At 55.9% G+C, this 24,588-nt stretch carries 22 protein-coding genes, 2 tRNA genes and 2 pseudogenes; 15 read left to right on the plus strand and 11 right to left on the minus strand.

Annotation, left to right across the window (positions count from 1 at the left end; all coding sequences use genetic code 11):
• Positions 1-35: 35 nt before the first annotated feature.
• Positions 36-371: a helix-turn-helix transcriptional regulator gene (locus QMX98_RS01155; RefSeq protein WP_282410099.1), complete on the minus strand. Its 336-nt coding sequence runs from the start codon at positions 369-371 to the stop codon at positions 36-38.
• A 115-nt stretch (positions 372-486) separates the two neighbouring features.
• On the opposite strand from QMX98_RS01155, the gene QMX98_RS01160 reads away from it, so the two are divergent.
• From QMX98_RS01160 to QMX98_RS01185, 6 genes are all read left to right on the plus strand, one after another.
• Positions 487-684, plus strand: a complete 198-nt coding sequence (locus QMX98_RS01160) for a DNA-binding protein (protein WP_258668307.1) — start codon at positions 487-489, stop codon at positions 682-684.
• A gap of 49 nt (positions 685-733) precedes the next feature.
• Positions 734-1,045: an ogr/Delta-like zinc finger family protein gene (locus tag QMX98_RS01165; RefSeq protein WP_282410100.1), complete on the plus strand. Its 312-nt coding sequence runs from the start codon at positions 734-736 to the stop codon at positions 1,043-1,045.
• The gene (locus QMX98_RS01170; RefSeq protein WP_282410101.1) at positions 1,020-1,283 is read left to right on the plus strand and encodes a hypothetical protein; all 264 of its coding nucleotides are present in this window, start codon (positions 1,020-1,022) and stop codon (positions 1,281-1,283) included. The genes QMX98_RS01165 and QMX98_RS01170 overlap by 26 nt, the downstream gene beginning before the upstream one ends.
• Before the next feature lie 86 nt (positions 1,284-1,369).
• On the plus strand, positions 1,370-4,090 hold the full coding sequence (locus tag QMX98_RS01175; RefSeq protein ID WP_282410102.1) for a toprim domain-containing protein: 2,721 nt from the start codon (positions 1,370-1,372) through the stop codon (positions 4,088-4,090).
• An 80-nt stretch (positions 4,091-4,170) separates the two neighbouring features.
• Entirely contained in the window at positions 4,171-4,383 is a 213-nt protein-coding gene (locus tag QMX98_RS01180) for a DUF4224 domain-containing protein (protein WP_282410103.1), read from the plus strand.
• Positions 4,384-5,418, plus strand: coding sequence for a tyrosine-type recombinase/integrase (locus QMX98_RS01185; protein ID WP_282410104.1), 1,035 nt, complete (start codon positions 4,384-4,386; stop codon positions 5,416-5,418). It begins immediately after the preceding gene.
• A gap of 94 nt (positions 5,419-5,512) precedes the next feature.
• Here the strand turns inward: QMX98_RS01185 and QMX98_RS01190 are convergent.
• Together QMX98_RS01190 and QMX98_RS01195 are read right to left on the minus strand one after the other, a co-directional pair.
• A tRNA-Leu gene (locus QMX98_RS01190) sits at positions 5,513-5,599 on the minus strand.
• Between the two features lie 162 nt (positions 5,600-5,761).
• Positions 5,762-5,835: transfer RNA gene (locus QMX98_RS01195), tRNA-Cys, on the minus strand.
• Positions 5,836-6,570: 735 nt separating this feature from the next.
• On the opposite strand from QMX98_RS01195, the pseudogene QMX98_RS01200 reads away from it, so the two are divergent.
• Positions 6,571-7,084 (plus strand): annotated as a pseudogene (locus tag QMX98_RS01200) (methyl-accepting chemotaxis protein); the annotation flags it as partial.
• Between the two features lie 327 nt (positions 7,085-7,411).
• Positions 7,412-9,610: an LTA synthase family protein gene (locus QMX98_RS01205; protein ID WP_282410105.1), complete on the plus strand. Its 2,199-nt coding sequence runs from the start codon at positions 7,412-7,414 to the stop codon at positions 9,608-9,610.
• Positions 9,611-9,620: 10 nt separating this feature from the next.
• Here the strand turns inward: QMX98_RS01205 and QMX98_RS01210 are convergent.
• Positions 9,621-10,382 (minus strand): annotated as a pseudogene (locus QMX98_RS01210) (ATP-binding protein); the annotation flags it as partial.
• Positions 10,383-10,720: 338 nt separating this feature from the next.
• Here QMX98_RS01210 and QMX98_RS01215 point away from each other — a divergent pair.
• From QMX98_RS01215 to dctM, 4 genes are all read left to right on the plus strand, one after another.
• Complete coding sequence (locus QMX98_RS01215) at positions 10,721-11,233, plus strand: hypothetical protein (RefSeq protein ID WP_282410106.1); 513 nt, start codon at positions 10,721-10,723, stop codon at positions 11,231-11,233.
• Positions 11,234-11,504: 271 nt separating this feature from the next.
• On the plus strand, positions 11,505-12,488 hold the full coding sequence (gene dctP, locus QMX98_RS01220) for a C4-dicarboxylate TRAP substrate-binding protein DctP (protein ID WP_224795503.1): 984 nt from the start codon (positions 11,505-11,507) through the stop codon (positions 12,486-12,488).
• Between the two features lie 67 nt (positions 12,489-12,555).
• Complete coding sequence (locus tag QMX98_RS01225) at positions 12,556-13,188, plus strand: TRAP transporter small permease (RefSeq protein WP_102594151.1); 633 nt, start codon at positions 12,556-12,558, stop codon at positions 13,186-13,188.
• Positions 13,185-14,468, plus strand: a complete 1,284-nt coding sequence (gene dctM, locus QMX98_RS01230) for a C4-dicarboxylate TRAP transporter large permease protein DctM (RefSeq protein WP_010460767.1) — start codon at positions 13,185-13,187, stop codon at positions 14,466-14,468. The genes QMX98_RS01225 and dctM overlap by 4 nt, the downstream gene beginning before the upstream one ends.
• Positions 14,469-14,538: 70 nt before the next feature.
• Here dctM and QMX98_RS01235 read toward each other — a convergent pair whose 3' ends face one another.
• The 3 genes from QMX98_RS01235 to QMX98_RS01245 form a co-directional block, all read right to left on the minus strand.
• Positions 14,539-14,937 carry a DUF1850 domain-containing protein gene (locus tag QMX98_RS01235; protein ID WP_282410107.1) on the minus strand — a complete coding sequence of 133 codons (399 nt, stop codon included), beginning with the start codon at positions 14,935-14,937 and terminating at the stop codon, positions 14,539-14,541.
• Positions 14,934-16,961, minus strand: coding sequence for a TRAP transporter permease (locus QMX98_RS01240; RefSeq protein WP_282410108.1), 2,028 nt, complete (start codon positions 16,959-16,961; stop codon positions 14,934-14,936). Before QMX98_RS01240 ends, QMX98_RS01235 begins: the two co-directional genes overlap by 4 nt.
• A gap of 81 nt (positions 16,962-17,042) precedes the next feature.
• Positions 17,043-17,996, minus strand: coding sequence for a TAXI family TRAP transporter solute-binding subunit (locus QMX98_RS01245; RefSeq protein ID WP_083376616.1), 954 nt, complete (start codon positions 17,994-17,996; stop codon positions 17,043-17,045).
• Here QMX98_RS01245 and QMX98_RS01250 point away from each other — a divergent pair.
• Both QMX98_RS01250 and QMX98_RS01255 read left to right on the plus strand, forming a co-directional pair.
• Positions 17,995-18,315, plus strand: a complete 321-nt coding sequence (locus QMX98_RS01250; RefSeq protein WP_282410109.1) for a cbb3-type cytochrome c oxidase subunit I — start codon at positions 17,995-17,997, stop codon at positions 18,313-18,315. The genes QMX98_RS01245 and QMX98_RS01250 overlap by 2 nt on opposite strands.
• Before the next feature lie 167 nt (positions 18,316-18,482).
• Entirely contained in the window at positions 18,483-19,121 is a 639-nt protein-coding gene (locus QMX98_RS01255) for an ATP-binding protein (protein WP_282410110.1), read from the plus strand.
• Positions 19,122-19,162: 41 nt separating this feature from the next.
• On the opposite strand, the gene QMX98_RS01260 is transcribed toward QMX98_RS01255, so the two are convergent.
• The 4 genes from QMX98_RS01260 to QMX98_RS01275 all read right to left on the minus strand — a co-directional run bounded on the left by QMX98_RS01260 (position 19,163) and on the right by QMX98_RS01275 (position 23,565).
• The gene (locus tag QMX98_RS01260; RefSeq protein ID WP_282410111.1) at positions 19,163-20,155 is read right to left on the minus strand and encodes a TerC family protein; all 993 of its coding nucleotides are present in this window, start codon (positions 20,153-20,155) and stop codon (positions 19,163-19,165) included.
• Positions 20,156-20,460: 305 nt separating this feature from the next.
• A complete protein-coding gene (sulP, locus tag QMX98_RS01265; RefSeq protein ID WP_282410112.1) occupies positions 20,461-22,245 on the minus strand; it encodes a sulfate permease in 1,785 nt (594 codons plus the stop codon).
• Between the two features lie 217 nt (positions 22,246-22,462).
• Entirely contained in the window at positions 22,463-23,239 is a 777-nt protein-coding gene (locus QMX98_RS01270) for an SDR family oxidoreductase (RefSeq protein ID WP_145307842.1), read from the minus strand.
• Positions 23,233-23,565 (minus strand): nuclear transport factor 2 family protein, encoded by a 333-nt coding sequence (locus QMX98_RS01275; protein ID WP_010460787.1) that lies wholly within the window; start codon positions 23,563-23,565, stop codon positions 23,233-23,235. The genes QMX98_RS01270 and QMX98_RS01275 overlap by 7 nt, the downstream gene beginning before the upstream one ends.
• A gap of 105 nt (positions 23,566-23,670) precedes the next feature.
• Here QMX98_RS01275 and QMX98_RS01280 point away from each other — a divergent pair, with 105 nt between their 5' ends.
• Complete coding sequence (locus QMX98_RS01280; RefSeq protein WP_083376609.1) at positions 23,671-24,588, plus strand: LysR substrate-binding domain-containing protein; 918 nt, start codon at positions 23,671-23,673, stop codon at positions 24,586-24,588.

Consider the following 24,588-nt stretch of genomic DNA (forward strand, 5'->3'; position numbering starts at 1 on the left):
GAAATCCGTCGTAACGAATGGTAAATATCGACGAGTTATTTCTTGGCGTTCGAAAGGCAGGTGACTTCGGACATGGCGCCGACAATGCGATGCACAGCTTTTTGGTCATAATCAGAAAGGGTTCTGAATTGCTGAATCAGCCGCTCTTCGGCCTCGTCCAGTCCTTCAGCCGCACGCAGCACACGCCCGCCAGTCAGGACGTACAGCACGTCAACACCGGCCGCGGCCACGGCTGAGAGGTAGACAGAATCAGCGTTTCGCTCACCCTTTTCGTAACTGCCCTGGGTATTGCGGGTGATGCCCCCCAGTTGCGCAAAGGCTTCTTGATTCAGGCCCAGTCGCGTCCTTTCTTCACGCAGGCGCTCACCCACGGCAACGTCCAAGTGTTCATTAGATGCACAACTTTTCAAGCTTTCACCCTTTACAGGCCAAAATGTTTGGGCATAATGGCGAAAAATTCAACCCGGATGCCCACGAATGGACACTATGCCCGCCCCTCTAACCACCGAGCAAGCCCGAGCAGCACTTGATCGAAAAGGAATCAGCCTCGCCGAGTTCTCTCGCCAACACGCGTTAAACAGCAACTTGGTCAGCGACTTGTTAAACGGACGGAAAAAGGGACGCCGTGGTCAGGCGCATCGAGCGGCTGTGTTACTGGGCATCAAGGAAGGCACCATCGATTAATGAGCTAGACGCTCTACCTCGTTGTTAGAACAGCGCAAGGATGCACTTTGTGAGCACTTACAAACTGGTCTGCCCTCACTGCCACTCCCGAATGCGGATACGCACCAGCGAAGGGACCCATATTTTTCTGCGTGTCGCTTACTTGCAGTGCACCAATGAAGCCTGCGGTTGGTCAGTACGCGCTGAATTCGAGATGACTCACGAGATGAGCCCCAGCGGGATGGCCAATCCGACCGTCAAGCTCCCGCTAGCCGACACGGCGTTGCGTCGTGAAGCCATGAAAAACACCAGCGATCAGCTGGAATTGCTGCCGAACCAAGGATTGGAGACTGCACATGACACCCTCCCACAACTCTCATGACTACCGAGCCTGCATGCAGGACGCTGCTCGAGCCTACCTGCTGCGACATTGGGCAGAGCACCTCGCTGACTCCGAGCAGTTATTCGAAAACGGCGTACGTCACTTGATCGTCGCTCTTGAAGTGCCGGCCAGCCTCGCGACGAGACTGGTGCATCTGGCATGGAGTGAGCTTCAAGGTGACGAGCATCAGCCACCCCCGCTCGACGTAATCGATTTCGACTTAGCCCGATCGCTGTAACCCCCGCTCAACACACTTCAACCCAAGCCGCGATGGGTTTGGGTGAGGTGCGCTCAAAATTCGAGGCCTCTGAGGGTTTAGTGACAATGGAGCTTTCTAATGCGCTTCGCGCTGATGTATTGCAACGGCTTACGGCCGATTACGGGTTGAAGCGGCGCCTCAGCACCGATTACATGCGCGGCGGCAGATGCCCGGCGTGCGGCAAAAAGGAGCTGTACACGCGCTACTCCAATCCTTGGCTGATTATTTGTGGTCGCGAGAGTAAATGCGGGCAGCGTTGGCACCTGAAGGAGATCTATGAGGACCTGTTCGACGACTGGAGCAAGCGCGCGCCCTCCTCCGATCAGTTCCCCACCGCGACGGCCCGGGCATACCTTGAATTTGCTCGAGGCTTTCGCTTTGAATTGATCCAGGGCTGGTTTACCCAAGACAGTTATTACTCCGACGAATTGAACGCTGGCAGCGCGACCGTGCGTTTCGCCCTGGACAAGGGCGGTTACTGGGAACGGCTGATCGATCGACCGCACCGTTTCGGCAAAATGAAAGCCCGGTTTCAACCAGGTGAAAGCTACCGAGGCACTTGGTGGTGCCCGCCCTGTGTTGAAATGCTTGAGGTCAAAGAGCTGTGGATTGTCGAAGGCATCTTCGATGCGATTGCCTTGGCCCACCATGGCATCGCAGCCGTGTCAGCGATGTCCTCTAATGTGTTCCCCGAAACATCACTCAAAGAACTCTCCCGCCACCGCGGCGGAAAGCTTCCCAAATTGGTTTGGGCACTGGATAACGAGCCCGGCGCTCATCGCTATACAAAGCGCTGGGTCCGCGAAGCGCGCGCATTGGGCTACATCTGCGACGCCGCGCAGATCCCGCAGCCCGACAACCGCAAGATCGATTGGAACGATCTGCACCAGCGTTGGCAATTCATCGAAGACGGCGAGCAACGCGCCAAACTGGTCGAACAAGATCTCAGGACTGCACGCCACCACGGCGCCCTGCTGATCGCCGAAAGCGCCGCCGAGAAAGGCGTGCTGATGTATGAATGGCGTGAAAGCCATGAGTTTCATTTCGGGTACGAGAACCGCCTGTACTGGTTCAAAATGGACCTGGATAAATTCAACAAGGCCATGCAGGCGCTCGACACGTCCGAGCGCCATGAGGATCAGCAACTCAACGACAAACAGCGCCGTGCCAAAGCGCTACGTCAGTGCGGCGGCGTCGTGGAGATTGCGAACTGCTATCCGCAGGCCTTGTACTTCCAGCGCAATGATGTCACCGATGAGTCCTGGTACTACTACCGCATCGACTTCCCTCACGACGGCGGCAGTGTCAAAAACACCTTTACCGGTGGCCAGGTCGCCGCAGCCAGCGAGTTTAAAAAACGCCTGTTGAGCATGGCTGCTGGCGCGGTGTTCACAGGTAGCGGCAAGCAGCTCGATAAGATCCTCAAGGACCAGCTGTATGGGCTGAAAACCGTCGAGACGATTGATTACGTGGGATACAGCAAAGAATACGGCGCCTATGTATTCGGTGATGTGGCCATGCGTAATGGGCTGGTTTGCGAAGTGAACAAAGAGGACTTTTTCGAGTTCGGAAAGCTGCGACTCAAGACGCTGCAGAAGTCGATCAAGATGCATATTCAGCGGGATCAAAAGCAGTACCGGACTGACTGGCTGCCAATGCTCTGGCTGTGCTTTGGCGCCAAGGGCATCGTTGCCCTGGCGTTCTGGTTCGGCTCGCTGTTCGCCGAACAGATCCGGGCCAAGTACAAATCCTTTCCGTTCCTGGAGGTCACGGGCGAAGCCGGCGCCGGCAAAACCACGCTGCTGACTTTTCTCTGGAAGCTAATGGGCCGGGAACATGAAGGGTTTGACCCATCTAAATCAACCCGAGCCGGCCGGCAGCGTGCCATGGGCCAGGTGTCAAATATGCCGGTGGTGTTGATCGAAGGCGACCGCAACGAGCCGGATAAAGCTCACGCCAAAAGCTTCGACTGGGATGAGCTTAAAGACTTCTTCGGTGGCGGCACGCTCGGCACCAAGGGCATGAAGACCAGTGGTAACGAAACCTATGAGCCGCCGTTTCGCGGCGCCATTGCCATCAGCCAGAATGCCGACGTCAGCGCATCTGAAGCCATCCTCACCCGAATTATCAAATCGCACTTTGCCCGGCCAGAAGTCACCACCGAGAGCCGCGCAGCCGCTGACAATCTCAATGTGATTCCAGTCGAACAGCTGAGCCACTTTCTGGTGCTGGCGGTTCGCGCAGAACCGCAGGTCCTAGCGAGATTCGCCGAGCGCGTGCTTGTGCACGAGCAACGCCTGCGACTAATCAAGGAAATCCGCGTGGAGCGGATCGTCAAAAACCACAGCCAGATGATGGCCCTGGTCGATTGCCTGTGTCTGATCTGCCCGCTGGATGAGAACCAGGTGGTGACGACTCACCAGCAGCTCACCGCCATGGCCATGGAGCGGCAGTCCGCGATCAGTGCTGACCATCCGCTGGTGGCTGAATTCTGGGAGGTCTACGAATACCTCGAAAGCCTGGGTGAAGGTCCGCAGGTCAATCACAGCATCGACCCGAAACTTATCGCTATCAACCTTAACGAGTTTGCCGAAATGGCCAGTGAGCATCGGCAGAACCTGGCTGACCTCAAGACTCTGCGCCCCCTCTTGATAAACAGCCGAAGCCACAAGTGGCTGGAAACCAACAAGGCAACCTACAGCGCCGTTCGAGCTTCACAAGCGGCCTGCAACACGATGTTAAAAAAACCAACCACTGTGCGCTGCTGGATATTTAAAACTGCCTGACACAGGACAAATCGTGCATGACCACGCACCGAGGACGCGCTAGGAGCCAGCCGTGGGACGTTCCGCCAAGGAGGCGAGCTATGAGCAGTATTGAGTTTTTAACGCACGATCAAGTCTGTGAGCTGACCGCTGCGCGGACAAGAGCCGGCCAACTGACCGTATTGAGCAAAAACGGCATCCGCCACACGATCAAACGAAATGGATGGCCGTGTGTCACCACGGCAGCGTTGATCGACAGCAATCAGAGCCAATCAGTGGCGCCCGTCACCTGGCAGCCAAGGAAAGCATTATAAATGGGTCGTAAACCATCCAACCCGGGAAGCATCGCCCGTTTAAGGCCACGCAAGCAGCGTAGCGGTGTTGTTTATTACTACTACGACACAGGATCAAAGCCACGTCGGGAAATCCCACTGGGCTCTGATTACGGCTTAGCCATTCTCGAATACGCCAAGCTGGAGAAGTCACGCGTCTCGGTTGCGTTGGCGAAAACAGTACTTACCTTCGAATACGTGGCAAATCTCTATATGGAGGAAGTCGTACCTACCAAGGCTTCGGAAACCCAAAAAGACAACGCGCGCGAATTGAAGCAATTGCTCGTTTTCTTTAATGATCCCCCTGCGCCGCTTGAGTCAATAGAGCCCCAGCATGTCAGGCAGTACTTGAGGTATCGCTCAAAAAAAGCCCCTGTCCGAGCAAATCGTGAAAAAGCTTTGCTCAGCTCAATCTGGAATTTCGCGCGTCAAAGCGGTTACACCGCACTGGCGAACCCTTGTGCGGGGATAAAAGGAAATAAAGAGACCGGGAGGGACAACTATGTCGAGGATGACCTCTTATTGAAGGTCTACCAGCATGCAGAGCAGCCGTTAAAAGATGCTTTAGACCTGTTCTATCTCACGGCACAGCGAGTTGCCGATACGTTAAAGATGGACGAGCGCGATATTCGCGATGGGCAGCTTTACGTTCAGCAAGGGAAAACAAGCGTAAAACGACGCATTGAAATCGTCGGTGAACTGAAAGTTGTGATTGATCGGATTAAGGCTCGCAAGGCCGGCTACAAGATTCGATCGACTCGCTTGGTCGTAATGGAGAACGGACAACCGATTACGAAAAGCATGCTCAGAAAGAGGTTTGATGATGCGCGGGAGGCCGCCGGCATTCCTAAAGCAGACTTTCAGATGCGTGATTTGCGGGCGAAGGCAGCGACGGACAAAGAGGAGTCGACAGGCAACATACGCGCAGCACGCGATCAGTTGGGGCACACCACAGTAGGTATGACAGAGCAGTACATTCGGATGCGCAAAGGGATGAAGGTAACGCCCACCAAATGACCGGTGGTGACGAATTGCGGAGCAGGGATTGGTTTTTGCGGAGCAAAAGAACAAGGGCCTGCGTGAGGTATCTCACGCAAGCCCTTGATATATATGGTGCCCGAAGCCGGAATCGAACCGGCACGCCCTTACGAGCGGGGGATTTTAAGTCCCATGCGTCTACCAGTTTCGCCATTCGGGCGGTAGCGCGGTGAAGCTGTCTGGCTTGTGCAACAGAGGACGAAATATATACATCCCGCCCCGGTGAAGCAAGTTCGCAGATCCCCTTTTCAAGACAAAATCTTGCAAGGTAGCGCAAATAAAAAAGCTCCGTAAATCATAGATCTACGGAGCTTGTTTATAGTGGAGGCCGAGGTCGGAATCGAACCGGCGTAGGTGGATTTGCAATCCACTGCATAACCATTTTGCTACTCGGCCTCAAACATTTGACGTCATGTAGCGCAACATCAAATGTGTACAAACCTGGAACAGGAAACGAGCTTATGATTCACGCTCTATCTCCTTGAAAACATTGAGCTTTTTCAGCCGTCTGTGCTTTCGATGGCGTGAATTATGTACTCATTTCCTGAGGCTGGCAACCCCTTGATTTCAAAAAAAATTCTGGCAGCACGTTTTCTTGGCCCCGAGTGTTTGTGCCCTTCCCTCTGATCGCCCGGGCATTGATGCACGATTCTACAGCCAGGCAACAAGAGACTGATCATAAGGTGATGGGCTTGGTATCTGATCCCTGCAAGGTTGTCGTTTTCCGGCAATACCTCCGGGATCGGACCTCAAGTGGTGAATCGCCCTCGTCGATAGTCACCTTGCTGCAAGATAACAAAGCCGTCGATGCACTGACGTATACCTCCCGGGGCGGGATAGCGCAGCTTGACGCACCGCTTTCCTGGGAATACACGCAGCATGACAAAGTGTCCTTGCACATGAGGGGCAATTTCGGAAGTTCGTCGACGGCCGGCCGGTTCCAAAATCTGGGCGCATCGCTGCTTTTGCAACTGGCTGAGACCAACAAGAACATTTCCCAGTCAGTCCTTCGCTCATCGACTGGAAGGCCTCTCGAAGCTGGCGAGCTGGCGGCTGCCCAAGCCAAACCCCATAGTGGCATCGCAGATAACTCCATCAGCCTCACGCTGAATACAGCGAGTGGCAAAACCAGCAAAGGGTCGCAATATTGGTCGCGTATTGGATGTGATCCGATCAATCGCCGAGCAAACCAATCTTTTAGCGCTTAATGCCGCGATCGAAGCGGCACGCGCAGGTAAAGCCGGCAGAGGGTTTGCCGTTGTCGCCGACGAAGTGCGAGCATTGGCACATCGTACCGCCCAGTCGACAGAAGAAATCGAAATCATGGTTGCAGGGATACAGAGTGGTACGACTGAAGCCGTTCTCTCCATGTCACGGAATAGCGATCGCACACAATCAACGCTCGAACTGGCAAATGCCGCGGGTGATTCTTTAACACAGATAACCGAGTCTATTTCTCAGAGCAACGAGCGAAATCTGGTCATTGCAAGCGCTTCGGAGGAGCAGGCACAAGTATCTAGAGAGGTTGATCGTAATCTGGTCGACTCAGTCTGCAGCAGGTGCCAATCAAACCAGTGCGGCCAGTAATGAGTTGTCACGGCTGGCTGTTGATCTAAGTGGAATGGTGACTCGATTTATAGTTTAACCACAGACAAAAGCCAAAAGTGTGGCGAATTACAACGTTCTCGTCACCCGGCATTGTGGCCGTGCGCACGTCCGCCCGCAATCGGACGGAACACGTTAAACAGCCTGAAACAGTTAATGTTCACGACCATCAACCGGCATTAACACCCTTCATGCAGGGCTCTGGAACGGGGGTTAAGAGCTGAAGCCTTTAGCCGGCAGGCCATTATCCAGGCTACCCACCGTTTCAGTACCCCTCCCCCTATTTCGAATGTCCCGACCAGTCATGCCATCGCTTGATACCATTCAGCACACTTGTATGAAGCTTTAATGTCTGGAAGGTCTTTTTGTGAACGTTATCCGTCACTGGTTACGACAACCCTATGCGCGCCTCGTCGCGCTGATCGGATTGGTCCTGATCTTGCCTCTATGCCTGCGTGCGGCACTGGGTTGGTCGAGTCCACTCGGCTACCTTTCAGATCTGGGAATTGCCAGTCTTCTCATCGTCACCCTGCATCGTCGTCCCTGGTGGTTAGCGCTGCCGGTGTTGCTGGTTTGGGGAGTTATGACGTTGGCGACTGCTGAACTGGTCAGCGCGGTCGGGAGGTTTCCAAACGCCACAGACCTGCAGTACTTGATTGACCCTCAATTTTTGGAAAACTCTGCCGGCGGTGGTTTCGCCCAGCCATGGCTGGCAGCCACCCTGTGCTTTGGACTGGCGATCTGGTTGATCACGCAGTGGATGGGCCGCTCCAAACCTACTCCAGCCTTACCACGCAGCGTGTGGGCAGCACCGTTGCTGCTGTTGATCGGCCACTGGGGTGCCCAACACCTCTACCCCACCGACGAAGACCCCTGGCGCTTGTTCAACCTCCCGCATCAGTTACTGTCCGCGAGCGTTGGAGACGTTCAGTCAAGTGCTGAAGAATGGTTGGCAGGTGATGTTGTCGATGTCCCTCCACAAATGGCGGGACTCACCCAACTCGATCTGGACGGACAGAAACTGCTCGCCGCTCCCGGGCGGGCGCGGAATGTGTTGATCATCGCACTGGAAGGTATTCCCGGCGCCTACGTGGGTGTTAATCGCGAAGCCTTGCACAGCAGCTATCAGGAAAATCTCATGCCCAATCTCAGTCGATGGGCAGAGCGCGGCATGAATACGCCGGACTACGTCCTTCACAGCCACCAAACCATTCGCGGTCTGTATGCAATGCTGTGTGGCGATTACGACAAACTGGACAACGGCACGCCGAAGGGTGTGGAAATGTTGACCCAGAGCGAACGCAATCAAGCATGCCTGCCAGCCCAGTTACACCAGAACGGATTCGCCACGCACTATCTCCAGGGTGCGGGCCTGCGTTTCATGGCAAAAGACAAGATCATGCCGCACATCGGTTTCGATGCCACTCATGGACTGGAATGGTTCACCAACAGCAACTACCTGGAATTCCCTTGGGGCAAGGACGACAAGGCCTTCTTCGAAGGAGCCCTTGAGTACGTTGGCCAGCTGAAAAAACAGAAAAAACCGTGGATGCTGACGCTACTGACAGTTGGCACCCACCAGCCCTATTCGGCTCCTGAAGACTACCTGGAGCGCTACGACACACCCAAGCAGGCCGCCGTCGGGTATCTGGATGATGCGCTTGGGCAATTCCTCAACGGCCTGGAACGTCAGGGAATGTTGAAAGACACCCTGGTGGTGATCACCTCGGATGAATCCCACGGTATCGATGGAGTGCGCCTGGCGTCCTCTTGGGGCTTCAATCTAATGCTCGCGCCCGAGCAGGATCAGTTGCCCAAGGTGAAGTCCGGGGTTTACGGGCATGTCGATCTGAGTGCCTCGATACTCGACTATTTCGCCTTGCCCTTCCCCCCAGCCTTGAGCGGTCGCTCGCTGTTTCGCGACTATGAAACGGGCCGCGAAATCATGTCGTTCACCAACGACAAGCTGCGCTATCACAATGGTCAGGGCACATTGACCGAGTGTGACTTTCAACAGCGCTGCCGGAATTACGCCAGCCCAGGCTTCATCGCGGAACATGCGACCTTGACTGGTCAGTACGGAGGCAAGCGCGCCCGTCAAATCGCAGCCAGAGCGACGGCGCTGGATCATTCGCTGCTGCGCACCCCCTTGAACCAGCACTACCAGTTCGGCAGTTCCGCCATCATCCCTCTTCAGACAGCGATCAAGGATGACTGGGCCGATAACCTCATTGGTGCGCAGTACCTGGAAATGCCAAAGGGCTCACTCACTCGCGTGCGTCTGACCGTGCGCTCGGTAGATCCACAACAGGATGCCTACATTCTGCTCAAGGCCAAGGAGCGGGAACAGGATGTCCCATTGGGCCTCCCCGCAGAAATGATTGTCACTGCGGATCAGCCATTGGAGATGCACTTCAGTTTCGACAATCCGCAGCCGCGCAAGGCGTTCTCTTTTCACTTGCTGGGCTACGGGTTGGGGGCCGTTGAGGTGAGTGACTTCAGTGTAATTACTGAGTTACCGGGGCAGGACGACCTACCCACGAATATCGACAAGGCAGAGGGCTAGTCGCGACCGATCAGGCAGGCGTATGAGGCGGCAGAGAGAATTGAATCATCGCTCCCCGGGGCTGATTCGAACTTGCCCATAATCGACCGCCATGCGCCTCTATGATCGAATGTCAGATTGACAGCCCCTTGCCCAGGCCGGTCGCCTTGGTCGTATAGAAAGCGGTGAACACCCGCTCGGTTTCACCTGCAGCGAACCCTGGGCCGCTGTCGCTCACCTGCACCAGCTCGCTGCCCTGCTCTTCCATCTCGGCGTTGATCTGTAACTGTCTCTCGCCGCCGTAGACGCTGCTCATTGCCTCTAAAGCGTTAAAAATCAAATTCAGCAACACCTGTTGCAGTTCTACACGATCGCCGTGTACTAACGGCAAATCTTGCGCGATGTCTGTATGCACCGAAGCACCATTACTGGTTGCCTGACTGCGAGTGAATTCGACCATTTCGCCGATGATTTTCGCGATGTCTACGGGTCCCTTTTGTGGCGGGGCCTTGCGGATATGCCCCCGGATCCGATCCAGAACCTCGGCCGCGCGATGAGCATCCTTAATCACGTTGTCGAGTACCTGTTTTATCTCGCCAAGATTAGGTGGCTGGGCGCCCATCCAACGCAGCGCAGCGTGAGCCCCCATAACGGTGGCGGCAATAGGCTGGCTGACTTCATGGGCTATCGAAGCTGCCAGTTGGCCCATCGTCGCGACACGGTTAGCGTGCGCCAATTCCACCTGGACATTGCGATAACGCTGTTCGCTTTGACAAGCGTTTTCTTGCGACTGGGCATTTGCTCAATGAGCGGCCCTCATAAAGATTCGGCGCTCCTATCGCCTCATTGAACCATGACAATTCACAGCGTTTGTATAATTTCGCCATACAAAGGCACTGCGCACAATTGCAGCTGTCACCTTCGTTATCGAAGCGCTTAGACAAGCCAAGTAATTATTCTTAGGTGTTACCTGGTCACACTAAGAGGTTAGTCAGGCAACCGATCGTAGAAGCCATTAAATGCTATTTTCAGCGGACAATAAATCTGTTCCGTGGAGGGATGTCTTAGCCCATATATTTGCATTGGAGAAAACGCTATAAAATTTCTGCCCATGCTATTGGCTATTGGCTATTGGCTATTGGCTATTGGCTATTGGCTATTGGCTATTGGCTATTGGCTATTGTTGCGATAGCGAATTTTGGATTCGCTGGTCCGCCTAGCTGGATTGCGAAAGATACTGTGTTTTCGGGCCCTGACAGCGATACTCGACTGCGCGCGAATACATGGTCGACCAGCGCGGATGGGACGGAAGGTTGTTCGAGTCCTGTACGGGATATCCGCGCCGACAGTACTAGCGGCAATACTATTAGATTTGTTGCTCAAGGCGCCGACCACATACCTGAACATCTCAGTCTGATCATCGATATCGCGTCGCCCTCTCTCGCCGATGATGCCAAGCGTGAAATGATCAAAGCCACCAAGCGCCTCTCGGTGAGAGCGCTGGGCTTATCAATACCGCATAAGATTGACGAATCGATACTGAAAGGCGAGAACGTGCAACTTGAAATGGGCAGTGGCGTCGTGACGGTCATCCGTACTAACCGGGCCCAGGGGGCATATCAGTTGACGTTGACCATGCAATAAACGCCGGATAAAAACGCCGAAATCACCGAAACCGATTAAACACGACACGCCGCTAACCCTTAGCGCATTCACGCCGAGCGTTAATATTGTAAGAGAGTGTTTCCGAAGGCGACACCCTCTTACAGACAAGATTTCTAACTACATTCAGTCATCGCCTTTCAAATCGCGGTTTTCTGCCTAGACTTGCTCTTGTCCGCCGTGCGCATGCTTTTCAGAGCATGGAATCGCACGAAAAACTAAAACAAGAGGAATTCCCCCCATGTTCAAACCCATGTGGAAAGCACTCGCCTGCGCCCTTGCCCTTGGCACCATGAGCACGGTCATGGCTGCTGATCCGGTGATTATAAAATTCTCCCACGTCGTTGCAGAGCAGACTCCCAAAGGCCAAGGCGCCCTGCTGTTCAAGAAACTGGTGGAAGAACGCTTGCCCGGCAAGGTCAAAGTAGAGGTCTACCCCAACTCTTCGTTGTTTGGCGATGGCAAAGAGATGGAAGCCTTACTGCTCGGGGACGTACAGATGATTGCACCGTCGCTGGCCAAGTTCGAGCACTACACCAAGACCGTTCAACTGTTCGACCTGCCTTTCCTGTTTGATGACATCTCCGCCGTTGACCGCTTTCAGCTGAGCCCGCAGGGCCAGGGACTGCTCAAGTCCATGGAAGACAAAAACATCACAGGACTGGCCTATTGGCACAACGGGATGAAACAACTGTCCGCGAACAAAGCGCTCCGAGTGCCGGGTGATGCCCGTGGGTTGAAGTTCCGGGTGCAGGCCTCTGCCGTGCTAGAGGAACAGTTCAAGGTCATACGCGCCAATCCACGCAAGATGAGCTTCGCCGAGGTTTATCAAGGCTTGCAGACCGGTGTTGTCAACGGAGCGGAGAATCCTTACTCGAACATTTACAGCCAGAAAATGCATGAAGTACAGAAGTACATCACCGAATCCAACCACGGTGTACTGGACTACATGCTGATCACCAACACCAAATTCTGGAATGGTTTATCGCCAGAGCTTCGTGGCGAGCTGGACAAGATCCTCGTCGAAGTCACCGCCCATGTGAACAAAGAGGCCGAGCAGCTGAATCAGAACGCCAAGCAGAGCATCATTGCGGCCAAGACCACCGAGATCATCATCCTGACGCCTGAGCAGCGCGACCAATGGCGCGTTGCGATGAAGCCCGTGTGGAAGAAGTTCGAAGGCGATATCGGCGCCGAGCTGATCACCGCGGCTGAAGCTGCCAACCAGGCCCAATGATCGGTGGACGACAGGTGTTGCCGCCTTGGCAGCACCTGCCTGCCATCCGCTACAGGAGATGCCATCCATGAATGCTCTTCGGCGCATCTGGGAACACTTCGAGGAAGGCTTCATCGTCTTCCTTCTGGCGGCCATGACGTTGGTAACATTCGTCTACGTTGTCCTCAACAACCTCTACACCCTGTTCTACCGTCTCGCCGAGAGCTGGGAAAGCGCCAGCGAATCGCTGTTCGCCATCGGCGACGGCGTCATGGGTATGGCGCAAGCCATGACCTGGAGCACCTCACTGACCAAGGCCCTGTTTGGCTGGCTGATATTTTTCGGGCTGTCGTACGGCGTGCGCACCGCGGGCCATATCGGCGTCGACGCCCTGGTCAAGTTGGCCAGTAAACCGGTGCAACGGTTCATTGGCATTATCGCCTGCCTTTTCTGCCTGACTTATGCCGGGCTGCTCAGCATCGCCAGTTTTGGCTGGATCCAGACCCTGATGGTTGCCCAAATTGGCGCCGAAGACCTGGGCCAATACGGGATCATGCAATGGCACATCGGGTTGATCGTCCCCGTAGGGTTCGCCTTGGTTTTCATCCGTTTCGCTGAAATTCTCGTGCGCATCCTGCAAAACAGGCAGACCGGCCTGGGCCTGGCTGATGAAGCCGCAGATGCGTTGAAGCTGACCGAACACGAGGATGACAAGTCATGACCATTGCCTTCCTCTTTGCATCATTGTTCGTGCTGATGTTGATCGGCGTTCCCATTGCTATCTCCCTGGGGTTGGCAGGCTCACTGACCATCGTTTTTTTCAGCCCGGACTCGGTGCGCTCACTGGCGATCAAGTTGTTCGAAACGTCGGAGCACTACACGCTGCTGGCCATCCCGTTCTTTCTGCTCGCGGGGGCCTTCATGACCACCGGTGGCGTCGCTCGGCGGCTGATTGACTTTGCCAATGCCTGTGTCGGTCATATCCGTGGTGGTCTGGCTATCGCTGCCGTGTTGGCGTGCATGTTGTTCGCTGCCCTTTCAGGATCGAGCCCAGCCACTGTGGCGGCGGTGGGTTCAATTGCCATTGCCGGCATGGTCCGCTCCGGTTATCCGCAGGCCTTCGGCGCGGGGATCGTCTGTAACGCTGGGACCCTGGGCATCCTGATTCCACCCTCGATCGTCATGGTGGTCTACGCCGCCGCGACCGAAACGTCTGTCGGCAAACTGTTCATGGCGGGCGTGTTACCAGGCCTGCTGCTGGGGTTGGCGCTGATGGTGGCGATCTACATCGTCGCCGTGAAGAAAAAGCTGCCCGCCATGCCGCGCGCGACGTTCCGTGAATGGCTTGGCACGGCACGCAAGGCGATCTGGGGTCTACTGCTGATGTTCATCATCCTGGGAGGTATCTACTCCGGGATGTTTACCCCCACCGAAGCTGCGGCGGTGGCGGCCGTGTACTCGGCCTTCATCGCCTTGTTCGTCTACAAAGACCTGACGTTCCGCGAAACGCCAAAGGTCCTGCTGGACTCGGCCAAGCTGAGCATCATGCTGATGTTCATTATTGCCAACGCCATGCTCTTCGCGCACGTTTTGACCACCGAGCAACTACCGCAACAGATCACCGTGTGGGTGATAGAGGCGGGTCTGACACCGATGATGTTCCTGCTGGTGGTGAACATTGTGCTGTTGATTGCGGGGGCCTTTATGGAACCTTCGGCCATCATCCTGATCCTGGCACCGATCCTCTTCCCCATCGCCATGAAGCTGGGTATCGATCCGATTCACCTGGGCATCATTATGGTGGTGAATCTGGAGATCGGCTTGATCACGCCGCCCGTGGGTCTGAACCTGTTCGTGACCTCTGCTGTGACGGGTATGACACTGCCGGCAACCATCAGAGCCGCCATGCCTTGGCTGATGATACTGTTCCTGTTCCTGATCCTGATTACCTACGTGCCTTGGATCTCCCTGGCTTTACCAAACTGGCTGGGCATGAGCTGATGCCTCCCCTGTCCGGGTACTGGACGTTCGTATCCGGACAGGGCTTTCACGTTTGTGCTACCCCGGCCACTTAGCGTTGTCCTGAGTACGTCCAGCAACTCCATAGATCCACTGAGGCCGGATTGCTGACGGGAGGCCCTAGCCACTCGCTCATCTCATGACATTGTTGATCGAAGCATAACTGGTAGTCACCTGCTTGCGGGGTGCGTCCCAGACTCAGAGGCTGCAAGGGCGGCAGGTGACGTTGATAGTGCCAACTGCCTTTTTCCAACCTGGCCTCCGGGGGAATCTCCATACCCGCGCCATTCCCTTTGACCCTGGCCTCGGTGAGCACGAGTCCCTGCTCCGAGACGCGGTAGTCTTCCTCCCAACGGATTTTTTCGATTGTGTGATTCCAAGCCAGTGTAAAGCTCGAGATTGGGAGTTGGGCCCAGGCGACTCCCGCCAGCCCCAGGCACAAACCGATCATGCTCTGGCCAGTCCGCCACGGCGAGACCGCCAGACATGCTGAAGTATCAGCATCACACCCAGCACGAAACCGATTTCGTCAGTCAACGGCAGCGCAACGACCAACAAAGCACCTGCGGCGAAACTCAATACACGCTCCCAAATCGGCATCTTCTGTTGCAGATAACCTGTGGACGCCATTCCCCAGAGGCCAACGGCCAACACTGTCTTCACCAACATATAAGCCGTCATCCACAAATTGTCGCCTTGCATCATGAGCGCAGGGTTGTAGACCGCCATGAACGGAATGACAAAGCCAGCCAATGCAATACGAACCGCCCACAGACTGATCTTGAATCCTGTTTCCTTGGCGATGGGCGCTGCGGCAAAGCATGCCAAAGCAACCGGTGGCGTAAGGTCTGCAAGAATTCCGAAATAGAAAACGAACATGTGCGACACGATCAGCGGCACACCCAACTCAAGCAGAGCAGGTGCTGCAATCGAACTGGTAATGATGTAGTTGGGAATCGTCGGGATACCCATGCCCAACACAAGGCAGGTAATCATCGTCAGTATGAGTGACAACAACAAATTATCCCTGCCGATGGCCAGTATGTAACCAGCGAAAGTCGAGGCTATCCCCGTCAATGACACTACGCCGATGATGATTCCCACTAGCGCGCAAGCAATCCCGACCGGTACAGCATGGCGAGCACCTTCGACTAACGCATGCAGGCAAATACTCAGGGTTGCTCGGCCTCCCTGAATGAACCAGCAGATGACCACTAACGTGGCGATCACCGCAAAGATCACGCTAATACCCAACTGGAAAAAACCGACGCAGAGGACACCAAGCGCGATCCAGAACGCACACCGCAACGCGAAACTGGACACCCGGAGAATGATTGCCGAACCGAGAATAACGATGGCTGTTAGCGCCAGACCCACCATTCCGGAGAACAGCGGAGTACGTCCGGAAAACAGCAGGTAGACCAGGACAAAAAGCGGAATCAGCAAATACCAGCTTTCCTTTACCGCACCCCATGCGCTGGGACATTGGTCTTTGGGTAACCCCTTAAGGTCGGAGCGTTTTGCCTCAAGGTGAACCATCCAGAACACCGAACCGAAATACAGGATGGCTGGAATTAACGCAGCTTTGGCGATCTCTACAAACGGGACATTAATTGTTTCCGCCATAATAAACGCGACAGCCCCCATCACAGGCGGCATCAGTTGGCTGCCCATGCTCGAAGTCGCCTCTACGCCGCCAGCAAATGCTGCCTTGTAGCCGAAGCGCTTCATCAATGGAATCGTGAACTGCCCGGTTGTGACAACGTTCGCAATGCCTGAGCCTGTGATCGTCCCCATCAAAGCCGATGACGCGACCGATACTTTTGCCGGCCCCCCGAGTTTGTGGCCAAACAATCCCATCGCGAAGTCAGTGAACAATTTGATCATTCCCGCCTGTTCGAGGAAGGACCCGAACAAAATGAACAGGAAAATATAGGTAGCGGAAACGTAAGTTGGTGTGCCGTAGAGACCTTCGGTGCCGAATGACAACTGGTTGACGATTTGATCGAATCCGTAGCCTCGATGAGCCAGGTCGCCTGGCAGGTATTCACCCAATAGACCGTAGGCCAGAAACAAACCACAGATGACAGGCAAAGCGATCCCCATCACCCGACGCGCCGCCTCAAACACCAAGGCGATCAATACCAGCCCAACCACCATGTCAGCTGTAGTCAGGTCACCTGAACGCTGGATCAAATCCGCCTCGAAGAACCATTGATACAGAGCAGTGGTAATCCCCGCGAGGCTCAATATCCAGGCCAGCGGCTGCCAAGGACGTGCTCTGCCATACGCCGGGTAACTCAGAAACACCACCCACAACAGGAAACCAACGTGCACCGCGCGCAGCACCTGGCTGGAAACCGGCGCAAACGCAGCGGTGACAATCTGGAAAACTGAAAACAACAACGCCACGTAGAACAGCGTCTTAGGCCAGTCGCGTGGGTTGGCGGCGATGCCATGATGATCTTCGCTCATTGGGTACCTGCCTCAAAACTACATAGAAGGGTACGAACCGCTCTATCGCTCTAGCGACCATCCCCGTGGCGCATTTTTGGATTACAGCGCTCCAGCTTCCTTGTAGTAGCGCTCGGCACCGGGGTGAAGTGGAATGGGTAGGTTCCTGGCAGCATTTTGCAACTTGATGTCCTTGGCGGCTGAGTGAGAATTACCCAGGCGAGTGAGGTTTTCGAACATCAGCTTGGTCATCTGGTAGGCAACATCCTCCGAGACGTCCTCGCGCGTCACAAAAATATTAGTGATCGCCACAGTAGGCACTGACTCAGGTTGTCCGTCATAGGTATTGGCTGGAATTTGTGCAGGCTGATAAGCGGCATTGCCGATTTTCGTAACCACATCAGGAGGGATCGCGACGTAGTTCAATGGCATGGTTGAGGAAAGGTCGCGGATGGCCGCCATGCCTAACCCCGAGGACTGAAGCGTGGCATCTAACTGACGGTTTTTGATCAGCTCTACCGACTCCGCGAAGGGTAGGTATTGGACTTTGCTCATGTCTTCGTACGTCAATCCCGCCGCTTTGAAAATCGCACGTGCGTTCAGTTCGGTACCGGACTTCGGGGCGCCGACGGAGATGGTTTTCCCTTTCAAATCCGCCAAGGTTTTGATGCCGGACTCTTTATTCGCAACAATTTGAATGTAGTTCGGATAGGCGCCTGCAATTGCTCGCAACTTTGTCAGCGGGGCCTTGAATCCTGCATCTTCCACGCCGTTTTTTGCATCAGCCACAGAGTCACCAAGCGCCAGAGCGAGCTCCCCACGACCAGCTTGTAAAAGGTTGAGATTTTCCACCGAGGCTTTGGTCGCTTGGACAGAAGTCTTCGCACCCGGTATCCCATCGCTGTATATCTGTGACAGCCCAACCCCAATGGGGTAATAAACCCCGCTAGTACCACCTGTAAGGATGTTTATGAACACAGGTGCGGCGTTAGCTGCGCACGAGACTGTCAACGCAGCGGTGGCCGCAAAGAGGCTAAAGCGACTGGTTACTCGCATGGAAAACTCTCCGTCTTGTTATGGCTTTATGCAGAGTCTTACCACTGTAGTCGAAACCAACGACTTGAGTGGGAAACTGAGTTGGCCTGGGGAAAACGGGCGTCTGCGCGACCGCGCCCCGTGGATGGAACGCGTGCGTTGGCCATTACAGTTTTTCGTGGCCTGCGCCTTCTGGAACATGCTCGGTGCCGGAGTCTTCGGTTTCCTGATCAACCCGCCAATCGCGCTGTTCTACATACAAGGTTTGAACACCACCCCGCTACATGCCCACGCTGCCCTGTTCGGTGTCTATGGCTTCCTGGCGCTGGGGTTTGGCTAGTTGATCCTGCGCTACATTCGCCTCGACCTGCGGTTCAACAATCGCCACTATCTCCGTCATCAATCTATTGATTGACTCGGATCTCGCGCATGCCGTGCTCTACATCACCCTGCTGTTCATGTCGGCGCATGTTTTTTCGATCCGGATAGTGACCATCGACTAATGAATTGCGCCACAATCAGGCTTTTCTGACCGGGGCGCAACGTTCGATGCGCGCCAGTGACGTCATCACCGGCATCCGTGCGTTGTCGAAGAAGTGCGTCCCACAACGTCAACATCATGCCTTCGACAAAATCGTGACTGACACTCTGCTGCTGGTTCAGCATGAGATGAGTCATAAACACATCAAACAGCATTTGTTGCTGGATGCCGCCGACGCTCGCATCAATGGCGATCGCGTGCAGTTGCAACAAGTCATCATCAATCTCGTCATGAACGCCTGCCAGGCCATGGGCAATCTGAGTGAAGGAGCGCGCTCGCTGAACATTTGCACGAGGGTTGAGCGCAACGAAGTGATCATTGAAGTCAATGACAGCGGCGAAGGCATTGATGTCGCCGATTTGCCGTCACTGTTCAACCCGTTCTATACCACCAAGGCTGAAGGGCTGGGCATGGGGCTGTCTATTTGCCGCTCGATCATCGAATTTCATGACGGCAGGATCTGGGCCACGAGCATCAAGGGACAAGGCGCCACGTTTATGTGCGCCTTGCCACTGCTCTTGCCAGAACCGCCCGTCTTGAACACGGCCCAGGACACCGACACTGACGCCGAGTGGTCGACCGATTTGGGCGTCAGTTTCGGTTGAAACTGAGGCGACAATCGGTGCTGGCCGCCACCTTTGGGGATTTACACCTGCGGGCCGGCAGAGGCCTGATCGCGGGTTTTCCACAGCGACAGCAGCACACCGCTCAGCAGCAACCCCAGGGTCACGCTCAAGGAAATGACCGCGGGAATCTTGCCGATGATGCCGACCAGGAAGATCTTGGCACCGATAAACACCAGCACCAGTGCCAGCGCGTACTTGAGGTAGGCGAAACGGTGAATCATCGCCGCCAAAGCGAAATACAACGCACGCAGGCCAAGGATGGCAAAGATGTTGGAGGTGTAGACAATGAAGGGGTCTTGGGTAATGGCGAAGATCGCCGGCACACTGTCCACCGCGAACACCAGGTCGGCACACTCGATCAGCACCAGGGCTAGGAACAACGGCGTCACCCAGACCACGGACTTGCCGCTGGCGTCCGCCTGGCGGACGAAGAAGCGCCCTTCATGCAGTCGCTCGGTCACCCGCATGTGTTTGCGCAGAAACTTCACCAGCAGGTTTTCGCTGAGGTTCGGCTGGGCATCGATCTTGCTGAACAGCATCTTCACGCCGGTCAGCAGCAGGAAAATGCCGAACACATAGAGAATCCAGCTGAACTCGGCGATCAGCGCCGCCCCCAGGCCAATCATGATCGCACGCAGCACAATGACACCGAGAATGCCCCAGAACAGCACCTCGTGTTGATACTTACGGGGGATTGCGAGAAAGCTGAAGATCATCGCCATCAGGAATACGTTGTCCATCGACAACGATTTCTCGATCAGAAAGCCGGTGTAGAAATCCATCCCGGCGTCACCGCCTTTGATCTGCCAGACCCAGAGGCCGAACAGCAAACCAGCCGTGATATAGCCGGCTGACAGCAGCAGACTTTCACGAACACCGATTTCTCGCTGCTCACGGTGCAGCACCCCGAGGTCGAACACCAACAGGCCTATTACGATGCTGATAAAGGCGAGCCACAACCAAGTGGCGGTGCCGAGAAACTCGGCCAGGAAGAACGGTTCCAGGGCAGTCATAAGCCCCTCCTCTAGGTGTCGAAGTTATACAAACTGCAACTCCGACATGGCAGCGGTTAGCTGTCAGAGGGGCCCGGCATTGCGAGTTCAAATCTAGAGAGGCGTGTGGGGTTTCTCAATCCCGCAAGGTTTGCAAGTTATTTCAAATCGGTAGGTCGTAGCGTAAGTCGGAGTGCCGATAGGCAGAGATCCTATCTGCATGCAGAGGCATCACCCTGGACGCAGGCGGACCGCTTATCGCCGATTCTGCAACTCGCAAGCGACTGCTGCAGGCCCAATAGCAGTCGCTCGAGCACGATCGCCACTCAGCGTGTCTCGTCCTGCCCTGCCCCATCCCTCGAATGGATCACCAGGTAGCTGTCGACGGCATCGTCAATGGTGGGAAAGAATGCCGTTTCGCCAAGTCGCGCGAAAAGACCGAATCGCTTCAGCTTGTCTTTGACCGGGTCCTTCATCTCGGCCATGCACAACTTGATGCCTGCGGCGCGCAGGGTTTCGTCCAGCTCCAATAGCATGTCGGAAGAAGTGACGTCGACACTGGTGACGGGTTCCGCTGCAACGACTAACCAGCGCACGGGCGTTGGCGATGCAGCCACTGCGTCCAGCACGCGGTCATTGAACAGTTCGGCGTTGGCGAAAAACAACGGCGCATCCCAGCGAAATAGCACCAGGCCGGGGATGAGGCTTGCGTCGGGATAGCGCTGGATATCGTGGTAGCCCTTGACCCCCTTGGCTTGTCCCAGCACTGCGGAATACGGCCGCCAACCATCCCACAGAAATTCGATGACGGCGACCACGATGGCCAGGCCGATGCCCTCGATTGCGCCGAACACGGCCACGCCGACAGTGCAGACGATCGACAACCAGAACTCCCAGCGCTGGATGCGATAAATGCGTCGCAGGTCAGCGACTTCAATCAGACCGATGGCCGACGCGATCACCACCGCTGCCAATGCACTGCTGGGCAAACTCTGCAACAGGTCCGGCCCCACCATCAGCAGCAGGGCCACGGCCAATGCGCCGACAACGCCGGTCAACTGGGTTTTGGCGCCCGCAGCTTCGGCGACAGGGGTACGAGAGGAACTGCTACTGATCGGAAAACCTTGAAAAAATCCGGCCGCCAGATTGGCAAAACCGAGCCCTGCCATCTCCTGGTTCGGATCGACGTGGGTTCTGGTCCGTGCTGCATAGACACGAGAGAGCACACTGGTGTCGGCGAACGACACAAGTGCGACGGCGCAGCCGCCGATGAGCACGGGGATAATATCGGCTCGGGTGATCCAGGGGATGGTCAACTCCGGTAAACCTTGTGGAAGCGAACCGAGTACCGACACCCCCGCGCGTGTACCAAGGTCCAGCATACCGACAACGACAGTGGCGCCTGCCACTGCAATCAAGATGCTCGGCACGCGTTTGTAATCCTTGAGTAACAGGATCACGATCAAGGTGGCTGCGCCGATCATGAACGCGGTCCAGTTGGTCTTTCCTTCCATCACCGCGGTGACGACGGCCCATATGTTTCTCAGCGGGCCGTCTGACTCAATCGAAAAACCGAAGAGCTTGGGTAATTGGCTGATGAGTACAGTCAACGCGATGCCGTTCATGTACCCGTAACGGATCGGTTTGGACAGCAACTCCGTAATGAACCCTAAGCGCATGATACCCGCCAGGATGCACACCGTTCCTGAAACGATCGCCATCATGCCCGCCAGTGCGATGGCGCGTTGTGGATCGCCGCCCGAAAGGGGCAGGACGACCGCGAGAATAACGGCGGCCAATGAAGAATCCGGGCCAAGCACCAGAATTCGGCTGGGCCCAAACAACGCGTAAGCGATCAGAGGAACGATGGTCGCATAGAGGCCATAGATGCCGGGCACGCCCGATGCCACGGCGTAGGCGATGCCAACGGGCACCAACATCGTGGTGAGCACCAGCCCGGCCATGATGTCGTGACGCAACCAGGCAACCCGGTACCCGCGTAGCGTGCGAAGTCCAGGAAGCCAGCGACCCCACCCCGTTTCGTTACCGATACCGCGACGTGCAATCCGGCCCGGTTCAGGGACGGGAGGCGAAGAATCCGAATTGCTCATAGCGCTGTGGCCTGCGGTAATGTGATTAGACAGTAGCTCAATCAGGCAAATTGTCCCGTCCTGATGCCCGATTCCGAGGGGGCGAATGCCGGGGTCGGTAGCTGCCAATGATGAAATGCAGCTAACGGCCAAGCGGACATCCGCCAAATGTCCACCGGCAGTGAACACGCGCTGGTCGCTGGTTTCGGCATTCGGCAAATTCGCGCGAAAAAGACGGCTAGACAGTCGGCACCGTTCCGCCGTCGATGACAAACTCACTGCCCGTGATAGATGAAGCTCGAGGCGAAGCCAGAAAGCCAATCAGGTCGGCAACCTCTGACGGCGTCGATGGGCGCCCGAGCGGGATGCCCCCTAGTGCTTCCATGATGATCTGCTTGCCGCCTTGATAGTCAGTCCCTGCCTCCTGCGCGAGTCGCTCGGCCAATGCGACCGAGGCTTCGGTTTCAACCCAGCCCGGCGAAACCCGGACAACACGGACGCCTTTGGGCGAAACCTCTTTCGATAAACTCTTGCTGTAAGTTGAAAGCGCAGCCTTGGCCGCTGCGTAGGCTGTCGTAGCGTCCGGCAGAGGCAGCCGACTCTGGATGGAGGTCACGTGGAGGATGACCCCTTCCTTTCGCTCCAGCATATCCGGGAGCAAGGCACGATCCAGGCGCACGGCCGGAAACAGATTCAGATTGAGCTCACGTTGCCACTGCTCTTCGTCCAGTGCAGCGAAGCCGCCGCCAGGTGCCGACGAACCACCCAGGACATGGATGATGATGTCCACACTGCCCAGTCGCTGTCGGGTCGCGGCGATGACGGCATCACAGCCTTCCCGGGTCGAAAGATCGGCCAGAACCAACAGGCCATCCGGCAGGGCACTGTTTGGCTCCCGAGCAGAGGTAATCACCTTCGCGCCCTCGGCCAGAAACAGGTCGACTACAGCTTTCCCGATGCCCTTGGTGCCTCCGGTGACGAGGACTCGCTTACCACTCAAGCCAAGGTTCAGCATGGCGTGATCTCCAAGGAGGCTATGCGATCGCTCTCCAGCGTGAAGACGTGACTCATCTGGACCGGGCTACCGGGAAAATGGCCGGTAAGCCGTGCAATGACGGTCAGCCTGCCCTCTCCCTGCATTGCCTGCAGAGGTTGGACTTCAAAAGAGAAAGCCCGCCGGACCTCCTTCTGCCAGACGTCGATGGCCTGAATGCCTTCATGCGTTTTGTTTTCATCGAACACCCTGGCATGCGAGCAGAAGCAGCTCGCAAGTTGTGATAGGTCGCCGCCATTGCTGACATCGAAGTACGTCTCAACGGCGACGGGAAGCTGAAGGCTCATTTGTTGATCTCCTGGATGGATTACCTGGAGTGATCTTGCGACCTGACTGATAGTTTGCTCAACTGGGATAAACCTTATGACCTATCCCATAATCCAGGACAATTCATGTCAGACCCTCGTTTAGGCCTGAGCGAGCTGGACGCTGTTATAGCGGTTGCCCGCAGGGCTTCGTTTCGACAAGCCGCCATCGATCTGAATGTCTCAACCACCGCGTTAAGCAGCACCATCGCTAAACTGGAAGCAAGCCTCGAAACGCGATTGTTCAATCGCACGACCCGCAGCGTGGCCGTCACCGAGGCCGGCAGGATTTTTCTGGAGCAGGTGGGGCCGGCCCTGCAGGATTTGCGCGCGGCGCTCGACGCGGTGCGATCTCACAATGCCGGCCCTTCGGGTACGCTGCGCATCAATGCGTTCGCCAGCGCTGCTCGAGCAGCACTCCTGCCATTGGTGGTGGAATTCTTGCGGCATCATCCGAAGGTACACATCGACCTTGTCACCGAAGGCCGCCTGGTGGATATCGTCGCTGACGGCTTCGATTTCGGCGTACGTTCCGCGAGCCTCGTGCCGAGCGATATGATCGTGATCCCCCTCGGCCTGCCGCAACGGTACGCCGTGGTCGGTACACCGGCGTACTTCGACCAATACGGCAGGCCACGAACACCGCCTGATCTGCTCAACCATCGGTGCGTGCGTGTCCGTCTGCCCAATGGGGCGATTTTCCCGTGGCATTTCGAGCGAGATGGAGAAGTGACCAGGCTCGATGTAAGCGGGCCGCTCACGCTTGATGAACCGAGCGTCGTCAAAGCAGCGGTACAGGAAAGCATGGGGCTCGGCTTTTTCATGGAGCAGGACGTCCGGGATGAAATCGAGGCCGGACAGTTCGAGCGGGTATTGGAAGATTGGACGCCGCCCAGAGACAAGCTCTGCCTGTACTACCCGAACCGCCGCAACCCCTCCGCCGCGATCAAGGCATTCATCGCCCTGGCTCGCGCCAATCCGCCCGCCAAGGATGGACCCGCGTAA

The organism is Pseudomonas sp. PS02303 (genome assembly GCF_029959925.1).
Classification (GTDB): Bacteria; Pseudomonadota; Gammaproteobacteria; order Pseudomonadales; family Pseudomonadaceae; genus Aquipseudomonas; species Aquipseudomonas mandelii.

What these genes read in the sequence shown, in the direction of transcription:
- QMX98_RS01185 (WP_282410104.1), top strand. Translation starts at nt 4,384, where the DNA reads ATGGGTCGTAAACCATCCAACCCGGGAAGCATCGCCCGTTTAAGGCCA.
- sulP (WP_282410112.1), bottom strand. Translation starts at nt 22,245, where the DNA reads ATGAGCAATTCGGATTCTTCGCCTCCCGTCCCTGAACCGGGCCGGATT.
- QMX98_RS01225 (WP_102594151.1), top strand. Translation starts at nt 12,556, where the DNA reads ATGAATGCTCTTCGGCGCATCTGGGAACACTTCGAGGAAGGCTTCATC.
- dctP (WP_224795503.1), top strand. Translation starts at nt 11,505, where the DNA reads ATGTGGAAAGCACTCGCCTGCGCCCTTGCCCTTGGCACCATGAGCACG.
- QMX98_RS01170 (WP_282410101.1), top strand. Translation starts at nt 1,020, where the DNA reads ATGACACCCTCCCACAACTCTCATGACTACCGAGCCTGCATGCAGGAC.
- QMX98_RS01240 (WP_282410108.1), bottom strand. Translation starts at nt 16,961, where the DNA reads ATGAGCGAAGATCATCATGGCATCGCCGCCAACCCACGCGACTGGCCT.
- dctM (WP_010460767.1), top strand. Translation starts at nt 13,185, where the DNA reads ATGACCATTGCCTTCCTCTTTGCATCATTGTTCGTGCTGATGTTGATC.
- QMX98_RS01180 (WP_282410103.1), top strand. Translation starts at nt 4,171, where the DNA reads ATGAGCAGTATTGAGTTTTTAACGCACGATCAAGTCTGTGAGCTGACC.
- QMX98_RS01250 (WP_282410109.1), top strand. Translation starts at nt 17,995, where the DNA reads ATGGAAAACTCTCCGTCTTGTTATGGCTTTATGCAGAGTCTTACCACT.
- QMX98_RS01270 (WP_145307842.1), bottom strand. Translation starts at nt 23,239, where the DNA reads ATGCTGAACCTTGGCTTGAGTGGTAAGCGAGTCCTCGTCACCGGAGGC.
- QMX98_RS01275 (WP_010460787.1), bottom strand. Translation starts at nt 23,565, where the DNA reads ATGAGCCTTCAGCTTCCCGTCGCCGTTGAGACGTACTTCGATGTCAGC.
- QMX98_RS01160 (WP_258668307.1), top strand. Translation starts at nt 487, where the DNA reads ATGCCCGCCCCTCTAACCACCGAGCAAGCCCGAGCAGCACTTGATCGA.
- QMX98_RS01235 (WP_282410107.1), bottom strand. Translation starts at nt 14,937, where the DNA reads ATGATCGGTTTGTGCCTGGGGCTGGCGGGAGTCGCCTGGGCCCAACTC.
- QMX98_RS01175 (WP_282410102.1), top strand. Translation starts at nt 1,370, where the DNA reads ATGGAGCTTTCTAATGCGCTTCGCGCTGATGTATTGCAACGGCTTACG.
- QMX98_RS01280 (WP_083376609.1), top strand. Translation starts at nt 23,671, where the DNA reads ATGTCAGACCCTCGTTTAGGCCTGAGCGAGCTGGACGCTGTTATAGCG.
- QMX98_RS01245 (WP_083376616.1), bottom strand. Translation starts at nt 17,996, where the DNA reads ATGCGAGTAACCAGTCGCTTTAGCCTCTTTGCGGCCACCGCTGCGTTG.
- QMX98_RS01260 (WP_282410111.1), bottom strand. Translation starts at nt 20,155, where the DNA reads ATGACTGCCCTGGAACCGTTCTTCCTGGCCGAGTTTCTCGGCACCGCC.